21 protein-coding genes and 2 pseudogenes are annotated in these 24,689 nt (G+C 41.6%); 10 read left to right on the top strand and 13 right to left on the bottom strand.

What is annotated here, in order from left to right; translation table 11 throughout:
* Nucleotides 1-20: 20 nt before the first annotated feature.
* From C5471_RS01900 to C5471_RS01885, 4 genes are all read right to left on the bottom strand, one after another.
* The gene (locus tag C5471_RS01900) at nt 21-1,385 is read right to left on the bottom strand and encodes a Gfo/Idh/MocA family oxidoreductase (protein ID WP_133814927.1); all 1,365 of its coding nucleotides are present in this window, start codon (nt 1,383-1,385) and stop codon (nt 21-23) included.
* Nucleotides 1,382-2,593: a citrate/2-methylcitrate synthase gene (locus C5471_RS01895; protein WP_133814926.1), complete on the bottom strand. Its 1,212-nt coding sequence runs from the start codon at nt 2,591-2,593 to the stop codon at nt 1,382-1,384. Before C5471_RS01895 ends, C5471_RS01900 begins: the two co-directional genes overlap by 4 nt.
* 161 nt (nt 2,594-2,754) lie before the next feature.
* Nucleotides 2,755-4,221, bottom strand: coding sequence for a nucleotidyltransferase domain-containing protein (locus C5471_RS01890; RefSeq protein ID WP_133814925.1), 1,467 nt, complete (start codon nt 4,219-4,221; stop codon nt 2,755-2,757).
* Between the two features lie 172 nt (nt 4,222-4,393).
* On the bottom strand, nt 4,394-5,563 hold the full coding sequence (locus tag C5471_RS01885) for an RNA-guided endonuclease InsQ/TnpB family protein (protein WP_133815012.1): 1,170 nt from the start codon (nt 5,561-5,563) through the stop codon (nt 4,394-4,396).
* A gap of 56 nt (nt 5,564-5,619) precedes the next feature.
* On the opposite strand from C5471_RS01885, the pseudogene C5471_RS01880 reads away from it, so the two are divergent.
* Nucleotides 5,620-5,801, top strand: a pseudogene (locus C5471_RS01880) (transposase); the annotation flags it as partial.
* A 185-nt stretch (nt 5,802-5,986) separates the two neighbouring features.
* On the opposite strand, the gene lsrK reads toward C5471_RS01880, so the two are convergent.
* Both lsrK and lsrR read right to left on the bottom strand, forming a co-directional pair.
* Nucleotides 5,987-7,579, bottom strand: coding sequence for an autoinducer-2 kinase (lsrK, locus tag C5471_RS01875; protein WP_133814924.1), 1,593 nt, complete (start codon nt 7,577-7,579; stop codon nt 5,987-5,989).
* An 87-nt stretch (nt 7,580-7,666) separates the two neighbouring features.
* Nucleotides 7,667-8,668 carry a transcriptional regulator LsrR gene (gene lsrR / locus C5471_RS01870; RefSeq protein ID WP_207627112.1) on the bottom strand — a complete coding sequence of 334 codons (1,002 nt, stop codon included), beginning with the start codon at nt 8,666-8,668 and terminating at the stop codon, nt 7,667-7,669.
* Between the two features lie 229 nt (nt 8,669-8,897).
* Here lsrR and lsrA point away from each other — a divergent pair, with 229 nt between their 5' ends.
* The 7 genes from lsrA (at nt 8,898) to tssD (ending at nt 15,374) form a co-directional block, all read left to right on the top strand.
* Nucleotides 8,898-10,460, top strand: a complete 1,563-nt coding sequence (lsrA, locus tag C5471_RS01865; RefSeq protein ID WP_133814922.1) for an autoinducer 2 ABC transporter ATP-binding protein LsrA — start codon at nt 8,898-8,900, stop codon at nt 10,458-10,460.
* Nucleotides 10,454-11,455, top strand: a complete 1,002-nt coding sequence (gene lsrC / locus C5471_RS01860) for an autoinducer 2 ABC transporter permease LsrC (protein ID WP_133814921.1) — start codon at nt 10,454-10,456, stop codon at nt 11,453-11,455. The genes lsrA and lsrC overlap by 7 nt, the downstream gene beginning before the upstream one ends.
* Complete coding sequence (gene lsrD / locus C5471_RS01855; RefSeq protein ID WP_133815011.1) at nt 11,455-12,456, top strand: autoinducer 2 ABC transporter permease LsrD; 1,002 nt, start codon at nt 11,455-11,457, stop codon at nt 12,454-12,456. Before lsrC ends, lsrD begins: the two co-directional genes overlap by 1 nt.
* A 47-nt stretch (nt 12,457-12,503) precedes the next feature.
* Nucleotides 12,504-13,523 carry an autoinducer 2 ABC transporter substrate-binding protein LsrB gene (lsrB, locus tag C5471_RS01850; RefSeq protein WP_133814920.1) on the top strand — a complete coding sequence of 340 codons (1,020 nt, stop codon included), beginning with the start codon at nt 12,504-12,506 and terminating at the stop codon, nt 13,521-13,523.
* A gap of 68 nt (nt 13,524-13,591) precedes the next feature.
* Nucleotides 13,592-14,467: a 3-hydroxy-5-phosphonooxypentane-2,4-dione thiolase gene (gene lsrF, locus C5471_RS01845; RefSeq protein WP_133814919.1), complete on the top strand. Its 876-nt coding sequence runs from the start codon at nt 13,592-13,594 to the stop codon at nt 14,465-14,467.
* An 11-nt stretch (nt 14,468-14,478) separates the two neighbouring features.
* Nucleotides 14,479-14,778, top strand: coding sequence for a (4S)-4-hydroxy-5-phosphonooxypentane-2,3-dione isomerase (gene lsrG / locus C5471_RS01840; RefSeq protein ID WP_133814918.1), 300 nt, complete (start codon nt 14,479-14,481; stop codon nt 14,776-14,778).
* Between the two features lie 161 nt (nt 14,779-14,939).
* Complete coding sequence (tssD, locus tag C5471_RS01835; protein ID WP_339959155.1) at nt 14,940-15,374, top strand: type VI secretion system tube protein TssD; 435 nt, start codon at nt 14,940-14,942, stop codon at nt 15,372-15,374.
* An 84-nt stretch (nt 15,375-15,458) separates the two neighbouring features.
* Here tssD and C5471_RS23875 read toward each other — a convergent pair whose 3' ends face one another.
* From C5471_RS23875 to C5471_RS01820, 3 genes are all read right to left on the bottom strand, one after another.
* Nucleotides 15,459-15,968 (bottom strand): hypothetical protein, encoded by a 510-nt coding sequence (locus C5471_RS23875; protein WP_207627111.1) that lies wholly within the window; start codon nt 15,966-15,968, stop codon nt 15,459-15,461.
* The gene (locus C5471_RS01825) at nt 15,961-16,215 is read right to left on the bottom strand and encodes a hypothetical protein (RefSeq protein ID WP_133814916.1); all 255 of its coding nucleotides are present in this window, start codon (nt 16,213-16,215) and stop codon (nt 15,961-15,963) included. Before C5471_RS01825 ends, C5471_RS23875 begins: the two co-directional genes overlap by 8 nt.
* Nucleotides 16,216-16,312: 97 nt before the next feature.
* Nucleotides 16,313-16,765, bottom strand: a complete 453-nt coding sequence (locus C5471_RS01820) for a DUF4225 domain-containing protein (protein ID WP_133814915.1) — start codon at nt 16,763-16,765, stop codon at nt 16,313-16,315.
* Between the two features lie 547 nt (nt 16,766-17,312).
* Between C5471_RS01820 and C5471_RS01815 the strand changes: the two genes are divergently transcribed.
* Nucleotides 17,313-18,761 carry a flavin-containing monooxygenase gene (locus tag C5471_RS01815; RefSeq protein ID WP_133814914.1) on the top strand — a complete coding sequence of 483 codons (1,449 nt, stop codon included), beginning with the start codon at nt 17,313-17,315 and terminating at the stop codon, nt 18,759-18,761.
* 91 nt (nt 18,762-18,852) lie between these two features.
* On the opposite strand, the gene C5471_RS01810 is transcribed toward C5471_RS01815, so the two are convergent.
* The 4 genes and pseudogenes from C5471_RS01810 to C5471_RS01795 form a co-directional block, all read right to left on the bottom strand.
* Entirely contained in the window at nt 18,853-19,437 is a 585-nt protein-coding gene (locus tag C5471_RS01810) for a rhomboid family intramembrane serine protease (protein ID WP_133814913.1), read from the bottom strand.
* Nucleotides 19,438-19,723: 286 nt separating this feature from the next.
* A pseudogene (locus tag C5471_RS01805) lies at nt 19,724-20,422 on the bottom strand (Rpn family recombination-promoting nuclease/putative transposase); the annotation flags it as partial.
* A 161-nt stretch (nt 20,423-20,583) separates the two neighbouring features.
* A complete protein-coding gene (yfcD, locus tag C5471_RS01800; RefSeq protein WP_166295570.1) occupies nt 20,584-21,129 on the bottom strand; it encodes an NUDIX hydrolase YfcD in 546 nt (181 codons plus the stop codon).
* A 468-nt stretch (nt 21,130-21,597) separates the two neighbouring features.
* A complete protein-coding gene (locus C5471_RS01795; protein ID WP_133814912.1) occupies nt 21,598-23,478 on the bottom strand; it encodes a lipase family protein in 1,881 nt (626 codons plus the stop codon).
* A 780-nt stretch (nt 23,479-24,258) separates the two neighbouring features.
* On the opposite strand from C5471_RS01795, the gene C5471_RS01790 reads away from it, so the two are divergent.
* Nucleotides 24,259-24,669, top strand: a complete 411-nt coding sequence (locus C5471_RS01790) for a type III secretion system chaperone (protein WP_133814911.1) — start codon at nt 24,259-24,261, stop codon at nt 24,667-24,669.
* The last annotated feature ends 20 nt before the right edge of the window (nt 24,670-24,689 follow it).

Genomic DNA, 24,689 nt, shown 5'->3' with positions numbered 1-24,689 from the left:
CGGCCTCTACTCTACTTGAGCTATTGAGGAACTGTGTTTGTCTTAGAGACCTGTTCATAAACTGCAGCAAGCAACGCAACTGAATTTTCGTGAGTTGATAACTCTGAGTTTGCATCTCCACCACTTAAAAAATCGCGAAGCTGCTCTTTTCTTGCGTGAACATTCAAGCCCGCGCATAAAGGGAGGCTTGGATTTAACTGTGATAGATCTTTGCGGTTGATACGTAACACAGCCTGTTCACCCCGCCGGGTAAACATTGGATGGGTAGCAATAGTTATGCTGAAATCTTCCGGTATAATGTTACCTTCCGTCAGTTTCCGGAAAGAATTCGATACGATACTAATTGAGCAGAAGTGCCCGAGATGAATATTTACGATTTCCTGTCGTATCCGTCCATCACTTGGAATACTATTCGGCATTATCCTTCCAGATAAGGTTGTTTCCATCAAGTCCATGCTGAAAGACATTCGATGTTGAATACCTTTGGAATAATTTCCTATTACTGAGAAGTCTAATTCACCATAGTCCGACAATTGATGTGCAATTTGATCTTGACTTTTATCCTCTTTCTTAAGGGCATGTGAATAAATCGTAAATGGTAGAGCTTCCGCCAGTGTGTTTGGGCGTACTACCATTGTTTTGACATGTGGTTTCAGGAGGTCTATATCCTGTATTGTTTTATTGTAAAGTGCAAAGCGAGCAACTAGATCTAAATAATGATAGCCAGAATAAAATAATACTCCATAACCGTATTTGAGTGGATGGTTTTCCAAATGGAGCATTTCCGATGGAATTACCCACCACCCGCCACCAAAATGAACATGCATTGATGTGATAGGTATTTGGAATGAGTTCATGAATTCAGTTAGAAACTTTTCCACATATCTATATCCGAATTGCATTCGGCGTTCACAACTGATTACAAATCTACTGTTGGTTTTTCTCGAAGCAGTCAATAGTTCTGCGAAATCTACCATTAAATTTTCTGCGTTTGATGAATAAGGGGCGGTTATTGGTTTATCCATGAACACGTTCAATCCATTTTTGGCTGCCCATAGAGCATATACTTTATGAGCTTTTGGTTCAGTACTCACTATGACAGCATCAGCTTGATGGGATTCTGGAATTGCAGAAAGTAACCTATGAATTTCGTCTGAATCCGGATAATTTCTGTATTGTTCATCAAGGAACAAGTATGCTCTGGGTTTTAATCCTTTTTCATCTAATGCACAGCGAATTTTCATTTCTCGGCATTTCAAATCAACTATAAGCATAACCTCAATAGTATCGCGGTACTCCAATAGAACATCTAAGTATCTATTTAGAAAGTGAGGACCACATCCAAATACAATTAGTTTCCGTACTGGTTTATGCTTTATTTTCATAAATACAGCTCCTGTGGTCGCAGAATTGGCGCTTTACTGTCGATACTGTCATAGTAATGGGCCAACCAACCAGCAGCACGGCTGAAGCAAAGGAGAGCAGTATTCATGTGCGACTTAAAACCAGCCCTACGAAGTAGTAACCCATTAAATAAATCCGGATTGGGGTATAATCCTCGTTGCGAGAAATACGGCCTTTTCGATACTTCTGATGCAAGTTCCTGTGAAATATTTACATAGGAAGAGATAACATCGAACTTTGCTTTCTGTTTGGCAAGAATGTCGCTCATGTAAGAAGCTCGTGGGTCTGGTTGCTTATAAATTCGATGTCCGAATCCCATAAGACGTTGCTTTGTTTCTACAAGTTCATCAATAAAGGTACTAATATTTTTAGAATTATCGTGCATATCATCTATCATTAAACCAACTTCCTCACTCGCTCCCCCATGGAGAGGGCCACTGAATGCACAAATACCCGCAGCTACAGCATTGAATGGATCTGCACCGGAACTTGCTACGGCCCTAACGGTTGCAGTTGAACAATTAAGCCCATGTTCTGCATGAAGAATTAAAAACTTGTTTAGCATTTCTTCTGCTACATCGTCACATGGTTGTCCAAAGCATGTTGCTAAAAAGTTTGCAAAGAAGCTACGCTTAGTATCGAAAAAAGTTTTAAATACAGGTTCGGATGTAGCATATTTTTGAACATATATAGCAATAGCAGCAGCTATTACTGCCAAAATAGATGCAGTAATTATCAATCGTTCGTCCTCTTCTCTTACAAAACGGCCGAAAAGCCATTTACTCTGCGAAGATAGAACTGCAATTGCGAGGAAATCAGTGGGTGTAGTTCCGAATATTACTGGTGTTAACTTTTCAATATGCTTGAGTGCTGATAGGTAATTGTTATGGAACATGTCCAAAAACTCTTCACTTCCTTCTGCATTTAGTTTTCCTGTCATCAGAAGATAAACAACATCATTAAAAGAATAGTTATTTGCTAAATCTCGGACATTATGGCCTCGGTACTCAAGCTTCAACTCTTTTTCATCGATTCGGCCTATATTACTTCTACAGATGGCTGTTTGCATTAAACCTTCATCGAGGATCTTCATCTTTACTTTTCGATTTGGCTTGAGAATAGTTTGGTCTGATAATTGTTGTACTTCAAAAAATTCGTTAATCGATCTTTCTAAGATTTTAGACGCCATGCTTTATTCCTCTTAATAATATATGTGCATTAAACTGACACATTGGTATAAATAGGATTACAATAATTAAATTATTGTACTAGCTAATGACTATGTTTAGAGACGAATTAATGCCTTACTCATCGTAATATTTATAGCTGAGAGAACTATGGTCATACCGTCTATGAAATTGACTTCTCGACTTGTACCATGTTTAGTCTCTCTGCCACTATTTCACATGCATCAAGTAATGAATAGAATAAATTTTCTAATTCAGTTCGACTTCCAATAAGCAATTTCTGCTTTAGCGTGTTCTCATATTCTTTTAGGTTTTGGGTATATTTAATAATGTCGGTGAGAATTTCGTTGTCTCTGTAGTGTTCCAAAACCTGAGTCTTCTTAGTTGGATAGAAGCCACTTTTTAGTGTTTGTAAAGGGCGTAAACAACCGTGATCAGTGAGCTTCATCATCAATCCAAGCATATAATGTGCCCGATGTCCATATGTGCCAGAAACCAGATAAGCACGAGCTATTTGCCTTATCGTAAATAGGTTGTTAATAATACCATATATATCGCTTTTCAATGATGGTTTCATTTCTAAAGCGAGATTGCCATAGACACGCTTAGTTCCATTAATGAGCGCATATGCTCTGAAACTAGGATATTGGTGAACATTTGATGCACTATATACGGAGATGGATAAATCCTTGAACCTAGATTGTGTGGAGCGGATTGCTTCAAGAACAACCGTATCGACTTCATCCACGATAGCGATAGAGTCTATATCTGAACCACTTCGCATATCACCTCGGGCAGCACTACCATGGAGATAAAAGGCTAATAATCTATCTCCAATAAACTGCCTTAAGAGAATAATCACTTGATCAATAAGAGGTTTTAATGAAATAAGATCGTCTACTTTACCATGTGCTGGAACAATACGCGTCTCTGGGTACAAGTACTGCAATAACGTTGAATAGTACTCAGCGATTCCACTTAACCGCGCCGCTGCATCACGAAAAACATTAATATTGGACAAAAATTCTTCTTCGAACTTTTGCCAGGATGTATTGCAAGTGATCAACCAATTAAGGTCTTCTGTTGGTGCTTTCAAAGCATACGCGCTATCTTTGCAAATACCGGATAGTTCCGTCGATTCGAGCAAACGATATAGCCCTAATTCAGCGTAACGCATTGCCCAACCAAGCTGGCGTACTCCCCAAACGTGAGTCTTTGGCGTCAAGTTTCTGAGGTAGTAAAGACGCGCAATATGAGCAACGCTAAAGACTGTTTGTCTATATATATCAAGATTCCCTTTGGTATTCGGGAGTATTACATCGTTGACTTGTTCCGACCGTAAGAGCCAAGGATTCTTAGTAAATTGCCACATACAATGAGGCGGATAATATGATAACTCGCTAATAGTAAGGTAATTTAAGGTAAACTCAAAAAACTCCGCCTGAAGGTATCTTAGTGATGTAATGCAACTTGTGACAAAATTATCAGGTACAATCACATAGAAATGCCTCACACACCGAGAAGAATAATCGGGTTGGCGGAGATATGAATCAGTTTCCACAATACCGAGGAGATTCTCTGCAAAAACCTCTAATGCGGACTGAATAAAATAGTCAGTTCTTGCGTTCATATAAATTTACTCTGTATAAGAATATCAAATCAATAAATCATGAATCAAATCAAGATACATGTTTTAATAGGTTATAGTCGTAAACAACAGGGATTTCAATTAAAAATGGTTCATTAAGAAGATATGCTTGTTGTGACTACACCCCGCCGTAAACGGCGAGGCTTCCCACTTCTCAGGCCGCAACCGTCTGTACGACGGATTTACGCTGGCCTCCATGGGCAGAGACGACGAGACCCGCCGCCTGTAATTCCTGTATGCCCTTGCGCTGTATATTGATTGCTGCGTTGATATCGCGGTCATGTTCAACTCCACATTCAGGGCATTGCCAGATGCGTTTATGTAACGGCATCTCCGGCATCTTGTGACCGCAGCAATGACAGGTTTTTGAACTGGCGAACCCTTGATCCAGCTTCACAATATGAACCCCGGCTTCTGCTGCTTTGTACTCCAGCTTTGTGATAAAACTATGCCAACCAGCATCTCCGATAGCCCGGGCGAGTCGATGGTTTTTCATCATATTTGCCGTTTTCAGCGTCTCCACTATTACCGCTTGGCTTTCGTCAATAATTGCACGGGAGAGTTTGTGCTGGAAATCGGCGCGGGTATTGGCTACCCGTTCGTGTACACCGGCAAGATGTCTACGCGCTTTTTGGCGGTTCGCACTGCCCTTTTTCTTACGCGACAGGGCTTTCTGTTTCCGTCGCAGGTTGCGACTGGCATTGATGAGATGGCGCGGATTGGCAATTTTGTCTCCGCCTGATTTGATTGCATAGTGCGACAGTCCCATATCCAGCCCCGTTACGTGGGTTATCCGGGTCGGCTTCGCGGGCGCTTCCGGGCCGTCATCACAGAGTATCGAAGCGTAGTATTTCCCTGTTGGTGTTCTGGACAGTGTGATGCTCTTTAATTCGCCTTTAATTTCACGATGTAAGCGGGCTTCAATGGGGGGTAGCTTCGGAATTTTGATGGCACTATCGAGAATTTTGACACCGACACAATGATAGCTGGATTGCCTGCCATGCTTACTCTTGAATGTTGGGAAACAGGCTTTCAGCTTCGGATTAAAGAAGTTAGAAAAAGCGACATCAAGGTTAATCACCGACTGCTGCAAGGCGATGGAGTCGGACTCTTTAAGCCAGGCATATTTACGGGACTTCTTCGCCATGGCCAGCAAAGGCTTGAGATCTTTACGCGGACTTAAACTCACGCCGTGACGGTGATACGCCTGTTTTTTGATATGCAGCGCTTTGTTGTACGCAAAACGAACCGCCCCAAACTGGGCATTGAGAAACGTTGCCTGTTCCGGTGTCGGATAGATGCGGACTTTTGTGGCTCTTAACATCATCAGCGCTCATTGATATAGTTAAATAATTCTAGCATGCTACAGAAAGATATCAATTGAGTCATCAGCATGATTTACTGGCGGGTTTTCTCCGTAAAAGGCACAGCATGAGTAAGAGGGTTGTGCATCTCATTTTTACGCCAAAATACCGTCGCAGGCTCTTTGACGGACGTATGATAGAATACGACGGGAAGCTTTCGGTTCTGCGGCTGCGAAGCTTGAGTGCGAAATTTTTGATTATTGTCACAATAACCAGCAGAAATCAGAAAATCTTTTTTATAGATGTGCATTCAGCCAGTATCCATATATCTATTTAATCTTCGACCAACATCACACATTTTCAGGCATAAGAGAATACTTGGTGCACAAAGCGCATATCGACGCAAGCGCACCCAATAATACGGTAGATCAACTCATTGCAAGTTATAATCCCGGAGCCTTCCATAATGAAGTTGTCAAACCATGATCGACCAAAGTTAGCTGATCGGCATATATCGCCTGCCAATTCTTTTTAGCCTTTTGATACACTTCATAATGTTCAGGGTTTGGCTGATATTCATGTTGCCAACGTACCAGCTTTTCCCCCGTCGTGCTCATGGCATCATAAAGCCCAACCCCCACTCCAGCGGCGATTGCACATCCCAAGGCAGTAGATTCTTTAACCATTGGTACCCGAACCGGTAGCCCTGTCACATCAGATAAAATCTGGCTCCACAATTTTCCTTTCGAACCACCGCCAGCAAATACCAATGAATCCGGTTTAACAGCCGAAAATGCAGAAATCAGATCCAGATTACAAGCCGAGACAATCGCCGCATTTTCTTCCAATGCGCGGAATAATGTCGCTTTATTGCATTTCTCAGGATCTATCGACAGGTTAATAAAAGAAGGTGCCGCGTGATACCAGGCTTTAAACCGCATTACATCAGAAAAAATCGGCATGATGCCATAAGCGCCGGCGGGTACTCTAGCGGCCATATCTTCCAGTAAGTTATAAGTATCAACACCAAGACGCTCCGCCAATAATTTCTCTTCCGCGCAAAATGCATCCCTGAACCAACGCATTGTCAAACCGGTAAAGAAACTGATGGATTCCGCCTGAACCATACCGGGAATAACATGTGGGTTTATCCGTGTATTCATATTCGGGTCCGTAACCGGCTCTGGCAAATTGACAACCTGCTGCCAAAAAGTACCACCCAGAACCGCAGTTTGTGCCGGCTTGACAACCCCTAAGCCAAGACAACCGAGCTGTACATCACCTCCCCCCATAATGACCGGTGTTCCAATATTAAGTCCGCATTGAGACGCGGCTTTTTCAGTGATGTAACCTAACAGGGTTCCTGTCTCTTTTACCGGAGAAAGAATATCAGAACGTAAACCGGCCATCTCAAGCAGGTTGGGACGCCAGTCACGGCTTACCAAATCCAGCATTCCGGTTGTACCGGCATTAGAGGGATCGACGGCCAATTCACCACTGAGCATATTTGCCAGCCAGTCACTGATCATCGTTAGGGCGGCTGCCTGACGGTAAATATCCGGACGGTGATGCGCAAGCCATAACAGACGGGGCATCGCCCCCAGTGCTAACGTTTGCCCTGAACACTGATAAACATCATATTCAAAGGTGTTGTTATACAGCGCTTTCAATTCACTCACTTCACGGCTGGAACGCGCATCCACATTGGCACAGGCCCAAATTGGCTCACCGTTGCTGTTATAAAGCACGATCCCTTCCCGCATGGAGCAGGACGCCACCCCCTGGATAGCACTGGCGGGCAATTCCGCTTTTTTCAGTGCCTGGCGGATACACTGGCAAGCCAGTTGCCAGTTCTTCACTAAATCAAACTCCATTGAGCCCGGTACATCAGGTACAGGCTGATGTATCCATTCAGCCTGCCCTGCGGCTATCTGATTCCCTTCAAGATCAAATATTACTGCACGAACACTCCCTGTTCCTGCATCAAGCGCCATCAGATATTTTCCCGATGGATTAACACTACGGCGTTGATTCATGATGCTATCCTCAGTTTAATGACTTTTTGAACTTATAGCCTTACCTCAAATTTTTTCTGTTTATTTGCGGATAGATGGAATGCGAGTTCAGCGCAACAAATTCAGCATCGCTCTGGCGGTCTGCTCTTCCGTTACCAGCGCATTGATATATTGACCATTAAGTGCAGCAACAATGGCTTCCGCTTTATCCTCTCCTCCCGCAACCCCAATAACCGTTGGAATCGTTTTCAGTTCCAGCATAGAGATGCCAATAAGTTCTTGATGAATCTGCATATTGTCCACCAATTGACCATCCGCTTGCATAAAATAACCAAGGATATCGCCCACCGCGCCTTTCCGGCTAAACATCAGTTGTTCACCACCGCTGATATAGCCAGAACGCATAATGGTCGCCTGCTGTTTCTGATTAACCGCGCCGATACCAACGATAGCCGCATCAGCCGCGCAAGCCGCCAACAGCACATCACGGACGCTGCTCTCCTGACGGAATGTTTCGGCGACCTGAGCAGTCGAAGCACGCAGTGGTGTGGGGATAATACTGATTGGACAGGCGGCATCCAGTTGGCCGATGCCGGTCATATAAGGACCAACACCACCAGATAACGTCACTAGCCTGATTTGTTGTGATGAGATAAAACCACTGAGGTGCTGCAATGTGCACATGGTGGTTTCACCAAACCCGACTGCCAGTAATTGCTGTGGTTCAATCAACGCCATCAGCAAATGGGCCGCCCCAACCCCCAATCTGGCATTAAGATTCATATCAGCCAGCGCAGGTAAAACGCGCACTTGTTTCAAAGAGAAATGTTTTTGCAGGGTATCTTCCAGCTCCAGACACCCTTCATAACGAGAGTTAATTTGTACCCGAATCACACCTGACTGCCGCCCTTTTTCCAATAACCGGGAAACTTTTAACCGGCTCAAACCCAACAGATCGCCGATGTCCCCTTGTGTCAGGCCATCGTGATAGTAAAACCATGCAATACGCGCAAGCAGCTCTTCTTCACTCATGCTATTACCCGGATAGGTGTCCTCGGACGACACATTTTTCTCTTTAACTGCTTTTTCTTTCGCTGATTTTATTGACATAACCACTTCTTTTATCCGCACTCAACAGATAACCATTAAAACGTATAACACGCCAGAGTCTTACCGTAAAAATTTGAACATAATATTACGCAGATCTAATTTTTTCACAAAATGTGATCTAAATAGTGCCAATGTCACAATTTAACAGCTACCATGTTGAACAATTGTTTTTTAGTTACATAAATGTTCATTTTGTTTGCCTCAGCACCTGCATTAAGAGGATGCCGCGATGTTACATAACAACACCGCAGTACCACCGCTATTAGAAGTCAGTGGCATCAGTAAGCAATTTTCCGGCGTAATGGTACTGAAACATATTGATTTTACTCTGCTTCCAGGGCAGATACATGCTCTGTTAGGGGGTAATGGTGCAGGCAAATCAACACTGATGAAGATCATTGCCGGTATAGAACAACCGGATAAAGGATCTATCAAGATTGATGGCAATAATGTCAGCCATCTCAATCCCACCAAAGCACATCAACTTGGTATTTATCTGATACCACAGGAACCCTTGCTGTTTCCTAATTTGTCTGTACAGGAAAATATACTGTTCCGTTTGCCCAAGCGTCAGGCAGATAAGGCCAAAATGAAACATTTGCTGGCATTACTTGGCTGTCAATTAGATCTCAATGTCAGTGCGGGCAGTCTCAATGTTGCCGATCAGCAACTGGTCGAAATTATGCGTGGCCTGATGCGTAATTCAAACGTTTTAATTCTCGATGAACCTACCGCCTCCCTGACACCGGCAGAAACCAAACGCTTATTTACCCGGCTCCGTGAACTACAGCAGCAAAGCGTCGGCATTATTTTTATTTCTCACAAAATCCCTGAAATTCGCCAGCTGGCGGATCAAGTGAGTGTCATGCGTGATGGCAGCATTGCGCTGAGTGGTAAAACCGGTGATTACACAACCGATGACATCATTCGAGCCATTACCCCCACAGCAAAAAATAACCCCTTAACCGACACAGAAAAATTGTGGCCGGAGCTGAACAATAATCAGCAAAAGATCTCATCTGATTTACCTGTATTGACCGTGACTGACCTGAATGGTGAAGGTTTCCGCAATATCACGTTTTCCATGAAACCCGGCGAAATTCTGGGTTTGGCCGGTGTTGTCGGTGCGGGTCGTACAGAATTAGCTGAAACACTTTATGGCCTGCGTCCTGTGGTATCTGGTGAAATCAAATTAAAACAGTGTTCAATTACCAAGCTAAAAATCGTTCAACGTCTGAAACAAGGATTGGTCTATTTACCAGAGGACCGACAATCATCGGGGTTATTTCCGGATTCATCCCTAAGCTGGAATATCTGCGCGTTAACCCATAACAACAGCTCATTTTGGATACACCCGACCTATGATGCCGCCGTCGTTGAACGCTATCGCCAAGCTTTAAATATCAAATTCAGCCATATCAATCAGCCAGTCAAAACCCTGTCTGGAGGTAATCAGCAAAAAATTCTGATTGCTAAATGCCTTGAGGCTCACCCCGCAGTGCTCATTATTGATGAACCCACACGTGGCGTGGATGTCGCGGCACGCAATGATATTTACCAACTGATTCGTCATATCGCCCAGCAACAGGTGGCGATCATTTTTATTTCATCCGATCTGGATGAAATAGTTCAGACAGCGGATCGGGTATTGGTGATGCATCAGGGAGAAATTAATGGCGAATTGATTCAACCTCAGATGGATGTCGATACTATTATGCATATCGCTTTTGGTGGATATAAATCACAACAGACTGTCCCCACCATAAAAACAGATAAGGCGACATCATGTTGAGATTTATCCAGAATAACCGTGAAATAACCGCATTGATCGCCATTCTTGGCCTGTTTGGCTTACTGGGTGTTATCGATCAACAGTATTTTAGTTTGCAAACCGTTACCCTGATTTTCAGCAGTGCGCAAATCCTTATCTTGCTTGCGATGGGTGCGACACTGGTCATGCTGACCCGCAATATTGATGTTTCTGTCGGCTCCATTACCGGCTTATGCGCGGTTATTATGGGGATGTCACTAAATGCAGGATTCAGTTTGCCCGTTTCCTGTCTGTTCACTCTTCTGCTCGGTATGTGTGCCGGGTTGTTTAACGGCGTGCTGGTCACCTGGCTGAAAATTCCCGCTATTGTTGCCACCCTTGGCACGCTGGGGCTTTACCGTGGATTCATGCTCCTGCTCACCGATGGTAAATGGATTGAAGGTTTACCTGATGAACTGAAAAGTCTTTCCGCGCCGCTATGGCTGAATATTTCCCCCATCGGCTGGTTGTTAATGATTCTGATACTGGCAATGGCCTGGATACTGGCAAAAACCGCTTTCGGCCGTGGCTTTTACGCAATAGGTGACAACCTGCAAGGTGCCCGTCAGCTTGGTGTTCGTACAAATAGCATCCGAATTATCGCTTTTTCAGTTAACGGCGTGATGGCGGCTCTGGCCGGGATTGTTTTTGCTTCCCAGATTGGTTTTATCCCCAATCAAACCGGTAATGGGCTAGAAATGAAAGCGATTGCCGCTTGTGTGCTGGGCGGTATTAGTTTGCTCGGCGGGACAGGTTCGGTAATTGGTGCTATTTTAGGCGCATTTTTTCTGACCCAGATAAACAGCGGATTAATACTGCTAAAACTTCCTGCCTGGTGGAACGATTTTATTGCCGGATTTGTTCTGTTGGCCGTGTTGGTTTTTGACGGACGCCTTCGTTGTGCGATTGAAAAGAATATCCGCCAGCAGAAATATGCCCGTTTCCTCAAAAATGACAACAATGATCAGGTGACATGATGAATATCGGTCAGCGTTATGGCTGGGAATTAACCTTAACTGTATTACTGGTTATGGAAATTTTGTTATTTGGTATAGCAAACCCACGAATGCTGGATATCAATATACTGTTATTCAGTACCAGTGATTTTATCTGTATCGGCATTGTTGCCTTGCCACTGACGATGGTTATCGTCAGTGGTGGTATTGACATTTCATTCGGTTCAACAATTGGCCTGTGTGCAATATCGCTGGGTGTGATGAATCAGGCGGCGATCCCGATGGCCGCCGTCATTCCCCTGACGCTGATGGTCGGTGCAATGTGTGGAATCATCAATGCAGCGCTGATTTTATACACCGGCGTTAACCCCTTGGTTATTACGCTCGGTACGCTGTACCTGTTTGGTGGCAGTGCGCTGCTGCTTTCCGGTATTTTCGGCGCCACAGGTTATGAAGGGATTGGCGGCTTTCCACCGGCATTCACTGACTTCGTCAATCTGACTTTATTGGGTCTGCCTGTACCATTAACTCTGTTTATCATCTGTGTACTGGTTTTCTGGCTTTTCATGCATCGTACTCACAGTGGACGCAACATTTTTCTGATGGGTCAAAACAACAAAGCTGCCCACTATGCCGCCATTCCGGTTGCCCGAACCCTGTATCTTATCTATTCCCTGACAGGTATCGCCGCCGCTATCGCCGCTATTGTGCTGGTTTCCTATTTTGGATCGGCGCGCTCTGATCTTGGCTCGTCATTTCTGATGCCGGCAATCACCGCCGTGGTATTAGGTGGGGCCAATATTTACGGCGGCTCAGGTTCAATTATCGGTACAGCGCTGGCTATGCTGTTAATCGGTTATTTGCAACAGGGATTACAGATGATCGGTATACCGAACCAGATATCCAGCGCCCTTTCCGGCGCACTGCTGATTATTGCGGTAGTAGGCCGTTCAATCAGTTTACATCGCCACCAAATCCGTGGCTGGATGCAGCGCTGGCGCAATCAGAGATTACCTTCCTGATTGACAGAGGTAATGCCATGCTGAAACCTAACAATGAGGAGAAAGTAATGAAAGCACCAATCCTGAAAAAACTGGCGCTGATCAGTGTATTAAGTCTGGTTTGCACCTCTTGGGTACATGCGGCGGAAAGAATCGCTTTTATCCCTAAACTGGTCGGTGTCGGCTTTTTTACCAGTGGAGGTCAGGGGGCCGTAGCAGCCGGAAAAGCGCTCGGGGTCAATGTTACCTATGATGGACCAACAGAGCCCAGTGTTACCGGACAGGTCCAGCTTATCAATAATTTCGTCAATCAGGGTTATGACGCTATTGTGGTGTCTGCGGTTTCACCGGAAGGCTTGTGTCCTGCACTCAAACGGGCAATGCAGCGGGGAGTGAAAATTCTGACCTGGGATTCAGACACTTCACCGGAATGCCGTTCTATCTATATCAATCAGGGAACACCAAATCAACTGGGCGGAATGCTGGTAGATATGACCGCTAATCAGGTGAAAAAAGCGCAGGCCAAAGTTGCATTTTTTTACTCCAGCCCAACAGTCACCGACCAAAACCAATGGGTAAAACAAGCCAAAGATAAAATCGCCGCAGAACATCCGGGTTGGGAAATTGTTACCACTCAGTTTGGTTATAACGATGCGACAAAATCCTTACAAACTGCGGAAGGAATTTTAAAAGCTTGGGGTGATCTCGATGCGATTATTGCCCCGGATGCCAATGCGCTGCCTGCGGCTGCACAGGCTGCGGAAAATCTGAAACGACAAAACGTTGCAATAGTGGGTTTCAGCACCCCCAATGTCATGCGCCCTTATGTCGAACGCGGAACCGTGAAGCAATTCGGGCTGTGGGATGTTGTTAGTCAAGGCAAGATTTCAATCCATGTTGCCAACGAATTACTCAGGAGAGGTGATTTAAATGTCGGAGATAAACTCGATATTCCTGATATTGGCACCGTCGAAGTTGCACCAAACAGTATTCAGGGCTACAGCTATGAAGCCAAAGGAAACGGTATTGTTATTTTGCCTGAACGGGTGATTTTCACCAAAGACAATATCAATCAGTACGATTTCTAATTCTACTGTCCGGCAATCTCCGCCATTAAGGGTTGCTGGCCCAGTGTAAGCTAGTTAGGAGAGGAAAAATGGCAGATTTAGACGATATTAAAGATGGTAAAGATTTTGGTCTTGATGTCCCGCAGAAGAACCGTTTATTTGAACTGAAAGGCTGTGGTGCACTTGATTGGGGAATGCAATCACGACTATCACGTATTTTCAATCCCAAAACCAATCGAACTGTTATGCTGGCTTTCGACCACGGTTACTTTCAAGGGCCAACAACTGGCCTTGAACGCATTGATATCAATATTGCCCCGTTGTTTGCACATACTGATGTATTGATGTGTACCCGCGGTATTCTTCGCAGTCAGGTTCCGCCCGCAACCAATAAACCAGTGGTGTTACGTGCTTCCGGTGCCAACTCGATTCTGACGGAATTGTCCAATGAAGCAGTCGCTGTTGCTATGGAAGATGCTTTGCGCCTGAATGTCTGTGCGGTAGCCGCTCAGGTGTATATCGGCTCTGAACATGAGCATCAGTCGATCAAAAATATTATCAAGTTAGTCGATCAGGGAATGCGCTATGGGATGCCAACCATGGCAGTCACCGGCGTTGGTAAGGATATGGTGCGGGATCAGCGTTATTTCTCTCTGGCGACCCGTATTGCTGCTGAAATGGGCGCGCAAATTATCAAAACTTACTATGTCGATACTGGCTTTGAGCGTATTGCCAGCGGATGCCCAGTACCTATCGTGATTGCTGGTGGTAAAAAGCTGCCAGAAAAAGAGGCGCTGGCGATGTGTTATCAGGCAATTGATCAAGGCGCTGCGGGTGTCGATATGGGGCGCAATATTTTCCAATCCGAAGCACCGGTTGCGATGTTGAAAGCTGTTCACGCGGTAGTACACCAGAATGAAAATGCCAGCAAAGCTTATGAATTATTTTTAAGTGAAAAAGGGTGAGGAGAATTAAAATGCATGTCACTATGGTTGAAATTAATGTTAAACAAGACAAATTAGATAAGTTTCTTGACGTTTTCCGCTTCAATCATCTGGGTTCAATTCAGGAAGAAGGTAATCTGCGCTTTGATGTATTACGGGATGAAAATATTCCTACCCGTTTTTATATTTATGAAGCGTATGTCGATGAAGAAGCTGCCAATGCACATAAAAAAACACTTCATTATCTGAAATGTGTTGAAGAGCTTGAATCCCTGATATCTGAGCCAAGGAAGAAAACCGCTTTTATTGGTGTGATGCCAGAAGTGAAATAAGCCACAGCAATATAACGATAAGAGATAATGCTGTTTACAATTTGCTGAAAAACCCGGGGTGGAATATCCCTCCCGGGGATCCTGTTCCTGCGTTTTTCTTGCCGATCAGTAAAATCAATGAGCAATAACTCCTAACAGAATATCCAAGTACCAAAGCCAACATTGTTGAATGTCATATTAGCAATACCGATATCGCTAATGAATCATACCAAGCGAGTCATCAGGATGAAATTTTGGTTTACAGTTTAAGCCACTCAATGTTACGTAAGAAAAATGTCAATCATCAACCGGTGATAATTAAAAAGCCTGTCGATAAATCAACGCCTTTATTAGGTGTTACAATTTCCAATAATGAATTATTGGATTGCTTCATTGATCTTTATCGGACAAGTTCAAATAGAGGACTGGAATTATATTTTAAATTAAAGCTCATCGGAGCTAAGATATTGGAATACAGTATCCTCCATCCTAACTTTTTAGAACATAATGACCAACAACCTCAAGAAACATTGTTATTAATATATAAAAGCATAATATGGATCTATATTATTGTAGGGACGAGTGGTTATAGTACATGGGAAGATACGGTATATTAATACCTAATAAAATCTCCACTTCTTTGGTAGGTGGGGTTTTACAACTTTAAAACAGGCTGCGCTTTGTAAACTATTAAATAAGTCTCAATTTTCTTTATTTTCTTTATTTTCTTTATTTTCTTTATTTTCTTTATTTTCTTTATTTTCTTTATTTTCTTTATTTTCTTTATTTTCTTTATTTTCTTTATTTTCTTTATTTTCTTTATTTTCTTTATTACGATAAAATTTATTCACAGGCAAAAGACAAGAATATACAGTTAAAAAAAACAAAGCTCCATAAAAAATCGAATCGTAATCGTAATCGTAATCGTAATCGTAATCGTAATCGTAATCGTAATCGTAATCGTAATCGTAATCGTAATCGTAAATACTAAAATAATGTGGAAATATATATATCAGCACACCACCATTTACTGCAATATTATATTGAACAGTATCAACAACTATAAGAAAAATAGTAAAAAACACTGCGTGAATATGGAACTTTACGTACCTCCTAAGCTTAAAAAGCATAATAAATACGAAAATAGACATTAAGTAATAAATAATAACAAAAAAGAAATTATAATATGATAATGTCACATCATTATTCATTTTTTTCACCATTACCTTTGCTCTTCTTTTCTTTTTCCTCACGATAAAATTGACTCACAGGCATCAAACAGGAATATATAATTAGAAAGAACAAACCACCAAACCGAATTGAACTATAATCGTAAATACTAAAATAATGAGGATATATATATATCAGCACCCCACCATTTGCTAAAATATTATATTGAATAATAGTGAAAACTGAAAGAACAATAGAAAAAAACACTGCTTGAATATAATCCTTCACGTGCCATCTCAGCTTAAAAAGTATAATAAACACTAAAATAGATATTGCGTAATAAACAATAACAAAAAAGATATTGTAATATGACAATGTCACATCATTATTCATTTTTTTCACCATTAGAAATCGAATAAATACTGAAACCAGTCACAGCATCACCGATAATTTCAGCAATCAAAGGTACTTTCCCCATCTCTTGCCACCCTCTGATGTAATCAGATTTAATATATCTAAATAGACGAAAAGTCCCAAGCCTCACAATAGATCTTACCATTCCGTACCCAGACAACCCCAGATCTACATAGCCGTAAACTCTATCACCATCAGCTTCACTATAACCAAGTGTTTTAGCCACATCACGATAAACATCTCTTGCCGGATCTGAAACCTCCTTTCTTAATAACAGGTAATACCCATTCTCATAAACATTATTTCCTCCTTGCACCAATAATGGAACACCAAAACCCGTACAAGCTGCACCAAGAGAGGCCACGCACACCCCAATACCTGCAAAAATTTGAGAGCCACCACTAACAAAACCAACTTGTTTCAAAAATAACTGTAAACCCTGAATCCGTGGATGCTGATTATAGATTCCAGTGGATAACCAATATTATTAAACCACAATAAATAAACAATCAATAGGTTTTCCTGCTGACAAAATACACCAGAATGAAAATACTAGCAAAGCCTATGAGATTTTTAGGTGAAAAAGAATTAAGCAGGACAAATTCAATAGAATTCTCTATATAATACTTATTGAATTCTTCTATTAAATCATCTTAGTTCAATTCAGGAAAAAGTTAATCTACATCTTTGAAATAATTCAGAGCATCTCCTTTATCTCCAGATTATTTTATGTTCCAACAGGATATTGAACGGATCACTGAGATACGGTGCTCTGCCCTCTCCGTCTTCCGACACAAAATTAATCCTTTATGGATTGAGAAGGATCTTAGTTCCGATTCATGTTGTTCCAACTTATTTCAACCGAAATAATCACTGTTTCTAACAGTGGAAATCCTACTGAATAAAAAATAACATAACTTGATTACGGGATATTTATATCATCAAAAGATGACCTAGTGGGAGAAATAACAATGAATAACCATTATGATGTTTTGATTATTGGCGCGGGTATTGCTGGCATTGGCGTAGCATGTCATTTAACAAAGAAATGTCCTGATAAGAAATTTATTATCTTAGATCGTCGCCATACGATAGGCGGTACCTGGGATTTGTTTCGCTATCCGGGCATTCGCTCGGATTCAGATATGATGAGCTATGGCTATAAATTCAGCCCTTGGACAGACACCAGTATTTTTGCAGATGGGCCTTCAATTAAAAGTTATATCCATGCAACAGCAAAAGAGTATGAAGTTGATAAGAAAATACAGTTTGGGCTAAAAATCACTCAGACTGACTGGTCAAATGCAACTCGCCAGTGGACCGTCACCGCAATTGATGAAATCAGTGGAGAAACCCGGCAATTTACCTGTCATTTTCTCGTCGCTGCAACAGGTTATTACAACTATGATGAACCTTATTTACCTAAATTCCCCAGCATTGAAAATTTCAAAGGCCCGGTAATTCACCCTCAACACTGGCCTGAAGGATTGGATTATAAAGGAAAGCGGGTTGTTGTCATTGGTAGCGGCGCAACAGCAGTCACTTTACTCCCTGCTATGGCAAATGATACTGAACATATCACGATGTTACAGCGCTCCCCCAGTTATGTTTTTTCAATACCGGGAAGAGATAAGATAGCAGAGTACTGCAAAGGCATTATTCCACAGCGCTGGATTTACACATTGAGTAGAAATCGCAATCTCTTTCTGTACCGTTTACTTTATAAAACGAGTCGACATTTACCTAACTTGTTGAAATCGTTTTTGCTGGCGTCTGCTCGCAAACGTGTCGGTCCAGATTTTGACATGAAGCATTTTACTCCAAAATATATGCCATGGGATGAACGGCTATGTTTTATTCCCAGTAGTAACCTATTTAAAGTACTGAAAGAAGGTAAAGCCTCTATCGTTACTGACCATATTGAACGCATAACTGAAAACGGTATCTTGTTACAATCCGGCAAAGAATTACCCGCAGATATTATTGTTACAGCGACTGGGCTGAAATTACATTTTATTGGCGGGATTGAACTCTCTATTGATGGGCAAAAGCAGCAAAGTCATGATCGAATGCTCTATAAGGGGACGTTGATACAGAATATCCCTAATTTTGCCTGTCTGTTTGGTTATATCAATAACGCTTGGACGTTGAAAGTTGATCTATCTGCGGAATATATCTGCCGCTTGTTGAACGAGATGGAGCGTCGCGGTGCGACGGTTGTAACACCCTATGCTCAACCAGGTGAAATGCTGGAGGACGAAAATATTTTTGGTGCTTTGAAGTCTGGTTATATAAAACGTGCAGCGGATTCTCTTCCTCGTCAAGGACGCAGTTCAACCTGGCAGGTTCCACATGATTATAAAAAAGATAAACAGGTTTTGGAGCAGCCTATCGATGATGCTGCGTTGAAATGGACATAATCAAGCTAAATCAAAAAATCAGTGATTATATCCATTACCAGCCCGTTATCATAAACGGGCTATTAGTTGTCATTCTATTTTAAATGGTCATTTATTTATTCTTGGAACAAGAATAACCAGGTTCATTTTTTACCCATTTCTTTGACAGCCAAGAGAAAATCAATCCAGATATCGCGCCAAAGATATGTGCTTCCGTTGAAATATCTTCTTGCCACGGTAACAGGCCAAATACGATCCCACCGTAGTACACAAACACGAGAATCGCAAAGAAGAAATCTTTTGCTCTTCTCAGGAAAAAGGCGTTAGCCAGCAGTAATCCCCACAGACCAAAAATCCATCCGCTAGCACCAATATGAATAGCAGTGCGTCCAAATAACCAGACTAATATGCCTTCCACAAAGATAATAAATAAGCTAGCTAGCACATAATAACGAATGGAGTGTGTCATCAGTAACGCACTCAATACTAATAATACGGGGAGATTGCTGAACAAGTGCTCCCAGCTACCATGTAGGAATGGAGATAGTGGAATACCGATTAACCCTTGAGCATATCGGGGAATAATACCGAAATTGTTTAGTGCGCCGCCGGTTAAACTATCAAACAATTGGGTTATGATCAGTATTGCTGCTAATCCTATCAGGATACGAAGGTGTTGTTTTAGCTCTATTTTCACTGTGTTGTTGCCTTATTAACCTTATATCTTGATTATCACTTTTACAGTAGATTCAGACTTGGCCTTATCGTTTGGAATGTAAATGTGCCGCTTCTATGCGTTTCGTACATTGACTCAAGCATTTTTATGCCGATAACGTATCAACAGTAAGTTTGTTAGACACTTGTTCAAGCTCAGTCCGATGATTTTCATCACCATTTATACTTCGGTGACTGTTCTGACAGTCACCGTAACATCCTCTTTTAACACGCATCGTTGAATGCTGATTAAGCACTCTCAACACGAGTTAGTGGCGTATTTGCTTAAGCTCGTTCTCGCTCAGACCGGTGGTTTTCATCACCGTTTCACGATCGATTCCTCTGTTCAGCAATGCATGAGCAATTTTCAAAGTTGCCTCTTGGTGCCCTTCCTGGTGCCCCTCTTGGCGCCCTTCCTTGCGTCCTTCCTGACGTGCTTTATGTTCCAATCTTTGTGCTATTGTCATCAGTACCTCCTCATACTTCGGAGACTGTTCTGCCAGTCGCCGGATAAAACCCTCTGGATCGGCGGTATCTCCCGCCTGTAATAAGTAGTTTAGCACGCTTTTTAACTGTTCATCCGTATAGTAATCATACGCCAGCAGTATGACCAACTCTTGCAGCAGCTCCGCCATATCTCGCTGCCGAATATGCTTTTGCACCATTTCCAGTAGCGCGATCCGTTTATGCGTCAGGATTTCATCATCCGGTATCACCGTCACATCGACCAGCGGGAATGGACCGGAATAGATTTCCTTCGCCAGCGCCGGATCATCGAAGCAGTCGAGCCAGTTGGTACTCCAGGGATACGGCTGTATTTTCCCGTGATAGAACAACACCGGAATGACCAGCGGCAATTTTTCATGTCCCTGCTCCAGATGCCGTTGCATGGCTGAAATACTGTAACGTATCAATCGAAATGCTATCATCTTGTCCGGAGAGCTCTGGTGTTCGATCACGCAATACACGGGGTGGGAAAACACCGAATGAGTTATTTAAAGGAATACGAACTTGTTTACTTCCAGACTAACGATGTTGCACTTATCATGTGAATCCGCCGGATTTAAGTATGACAGAAAAAGCTCCACCTGCTGGGAGCTTAATTACTCAATTAAAACAGACAGCTGAATCAGTCAGTTTTTTTATTAAAAATAACTTCATCGAAATCATTATTACGAGTCAACCACAGAGAAAGCGCTTTCAACGAATCGGGGGTGAATTCGTCACAACGCGCGGTGATTTCTTCCGGTATCAGCCAGCACACATCGTCAATTTCCGCTTCCTGTAAAGCAAATGGGCCATGACTGATGCAACTGAATAATGCGCCATAGATACGGCAATTCTCTTCCTCATAATAAAAACTACCATGCTCGGCAAAAGGAACGCCTGCGATACCCAATTCTTCTTCTGCCTCGCGCCGGGCTGCATCCAACATATTTTCACCCGCCAGCGCAACTCCACCTGCGGTCGCATCCAATTTTCCCGGATAAAAATCTTTAGTTTCTGTACGATGCTGAACCAGAATTTTTCCCATACCATTATGAACTACGATATAAGTGGCACGGTGCCGTAAACACTGGGCGCGCATCTGCCGACGTGTAGCCTGAGCAATGACTTCATTGTCTTCATTGACAATATCAATCCACTCAACACCCTCTGTATTCTCTTGTTCCATCTTCAAAAAACCTTTTTTATTAGCAAGAAATTGCAAGTCTATAGAATGGTTAACCTATTCAAAATAACCAAATTGATAGAGGCTCTACGAAGTTATTCGTTTCGGACGCTTCATGCAACCCTTTAACTGAACCCGAAATAGGGCTCCTGATGAACCGTAATGCGATACGGTTTTTACCCGCAGTGATAACGGGGTTGATTATCTGCACCTTATCAACCTCAAAAACCAGAAAAGAGGGGCTAATCCATTTATGCCCCTCATTATGCCAACATTATTTTACAATGACCTACCGTTTGGCTATTAATATCAATTCACCCATTGGGGTACTCAACCCACTCATCCTTTCCACTAATTATAGCCACCTTCGGTATATTCATACGGATCTGCTTTAATCTCAATACCTTATATGACTTAATACTTGCGTAAAACCTGATATTAATGTTACTGACAAGCATTTTCCCATATTCATCACATCCAATCCTCTCCAATCAGTACAAAATTATCCGTATAGCGTTTCAAAGCCAAATTACCCCATTTATTTTGCCTAGTATAAATAAGTGCTTGTGTTAACTGATCATCCATATGTAAAAATAGGCTATTACGTTGCCGAATATCAGAAACAATATCAGACCTTTCCTCCATTGTTCTTTCAAATAATCGCGCTTTATCCCGATAAAAATGATATTTCCTCGGTTCAACCAACTCTGCAATTCGATCACCGATGTAATGAATATATTTAAACATACGGTGATCAGGCAGATTCAAAGCATCTTTTAACTTCGGGTTGTCATTACGAGGAAACCATTTAGCCCTATCAGAGTCACTTATATGTTTAAAAAATTCTTTCTGAATCTCTAATGCTTCCTTCATATTATCTTCCGTCTCATGATTCAATGACGGAATTAAATACAATTTTACGTCGACAGGTAATATATCACTCAGCCGTATAAAGTTATTTGAATCACTCTTTTTTAAAGATTCAATAATCAGATTAGCTTTATAAAAGTGAACTATTTTTCCATGATGCAAGAAAACTTCATCACCTTTTGTCAAACCCAACAATTCAATAGTGCTGAATAAATAGCCCAGCGGCCCCCAATAATCATAAAGCCAGTTATCCAGGTCTTTTTCCGGGGGAGCTGAGGGAACCAAATCATTTTCATTTAGATGACGATAATGTGTAATATCTTCCAGTTCTTTTACCGCACTACGGGTTAATGTCCGCGGCATCCCATAACTGTACAAACAAGGATGGTATTTTTTCAGTTGTGCGCTGTGCAATAATCCCAGAGCACCGCCTAAACTATGACCACAGATAAATAAATTTCGATTTTTAACTAAACTAATAATTTTATCAAACATACTTTTATCAGAGCCGGGAGCTTTTAATTTGCTAATAAGATTAAATGCTTCCCAAAAACCTCTATGGACCTTACCATTTTCAATAAAACCACTACATACGCCGCCTTGACCACAGCCCAACCTCAATGGCTGGTACATAATATCAGTGAGGGCATTATCTATACTGGCCGTCCCCCGCCAACTGACAATAATATCTTGTTGATTCGATGCATAAAATAACTCAGTGTCTCCTAATAGGTTTTGACTCGCTTTCGAATCAATAAATACAACATCAGTGTAACGTTCACGAAATGGCACATCATAAACAATCGGGGAACGCGCTATTTTTTCTATTTTATTGGGTAATTGGGATATATCCAGCATCTGTCGGTTAAAAAAATGGGTAATAGAACCTGCCACATCAACATTATTATTAGAATATGATAGCACCCCCATTAACGCCAGGTTATAAGCATTCACCAAGGAGTAATCAAGCTGATGATGTAACAATAATACCCAGGCCCGAAATGGGCACACTTCCAGAACATACCGGCAATTTATTGAGGGAATTCCAAAACCTTTCGGTACCGGGTCTGGGAAATGATAGCCTGGCGGTTTATCTTCTTTCCATTTATCAATTACAGGTAAGCCATCACTTATCTGACCAATGGTCACATAACGATATTGATGGCCTTCTGCTTTGGTTTTCGATTTGACTACCGATGCATTGATATCGCGCTTTTCTCGTAATGGGCGCTGCTCCATTTCATCGGCTAATGGTTGAGCACTGATATACAACGTTACTGGATCTGGCGACAAACTTTCTTCCCTAAGCAATCCTTGATCATTAGTTACTCCTTTACGTTCATCACACGGCTCCCTCTGGCTTATCAGGCGATAAGGCATATTAACTAATGGATTACCTTGTTCATCAACAAGTTGGAACTCCACCCAATGTTCCATAATTTTTTGACCATCAATAGAGTCTCGTGGGCATAATTCGTTCATAATTATTATTTTCCTTTTTTATTCTGAGAAAGTAATACAACGCTTATTATCAGTTCGATACACTAATAATAGTGGGAGAGAAAATTCATTCTCTCAAGCGTAATATAATAATAAAATTCAATAAATGCCAAATGAATATAATTATGAAAAACCACAGGGCAAAAAATGAGAAAGCAGGAAAAATTCAATTTATTTAATTACTTCGCCTAATAAACATTAAACCTACAAAATAAAAATCCTAGCATTAACTCACTTAACAAAAATTTATTTCCATCATAGGAAAAAACAACATATTGAATAACATGTAAAAACATTTATCACTCTAACTGTCATGATGAATAGTTAAATTTTATTTAAATGAACCAAATAATAAAAACATTCCATTTATTTAAAATCAAAATAACAATAAAAACCTAATGGTAAGATACTAACAATTTATTATTGATATAAATATCATACCAATTATTTAGAATATATTTCCATTTAAACATTATTCAAAAAATATGCAGTTCATTGGTTCTTTCAGTACCTGGCCTATTCACTCAATCTACGAGGATTTGGGGAAACCATAGCCCAACGCGGCGATAAGGTTGACCACACCACCTTATCCCGCTCCGGTTCTTCATAAAAGATGGTATTGTTTTGTTAACACAACAGAACCAATTTATCTGATTAATTTTTACAATATCATCGTCTGTTTTTGATAGACGATCCTGTACTACAACCACATAATTTGGACAATATTTTAGTCGTATTCAATTATTTTTATGAGATTTATTGATGTCCAAATTAGAAAAATTATGTGCAGATTTTGCCGCTCAAACCAACATTATGTTGAATCTTTCTACGGGCGCAGTGCAATTGAATATTGGTGATTATGGCTCTTGGTGGTTAGAGGTGGATTCAACAGGATCTATGCTGACTTTCCATCATACAATCACTTCGTTTGTGGATAATGATGCAGAATTTTGGCTCTCATTAAACAGTAATATCAATATACTTGGAGGAGCATGGATCGCATTACATCAGCCAACGCGAACTATTCGTCTCTGTTTGCTTCAAGATATAACACGAATCGATTCTACTGATTTAGTTAATATTTTGGGAAATCTTCAAAAAATAAGAGCTGAACTCCCTTTACCAGAAATTAAGCAGACCACTTCAGCTTCAACCCACGATATTTTCGTTTGACCTATTTTTTTAGAAAGTAA

Source organism: Photorhabdus tasmaniensis (assembly GCF_011189505.1).
GTDB lineage: Bacteria > Pseudomonadota > Gammaproteobacteria > Enterobacterales > Enterobacteriaceae > Photorhabdus > Photorhabdus tasmaniensis.
This window is presented reverse-complemented; position numbering and strand designations above follow the sequence as displayed.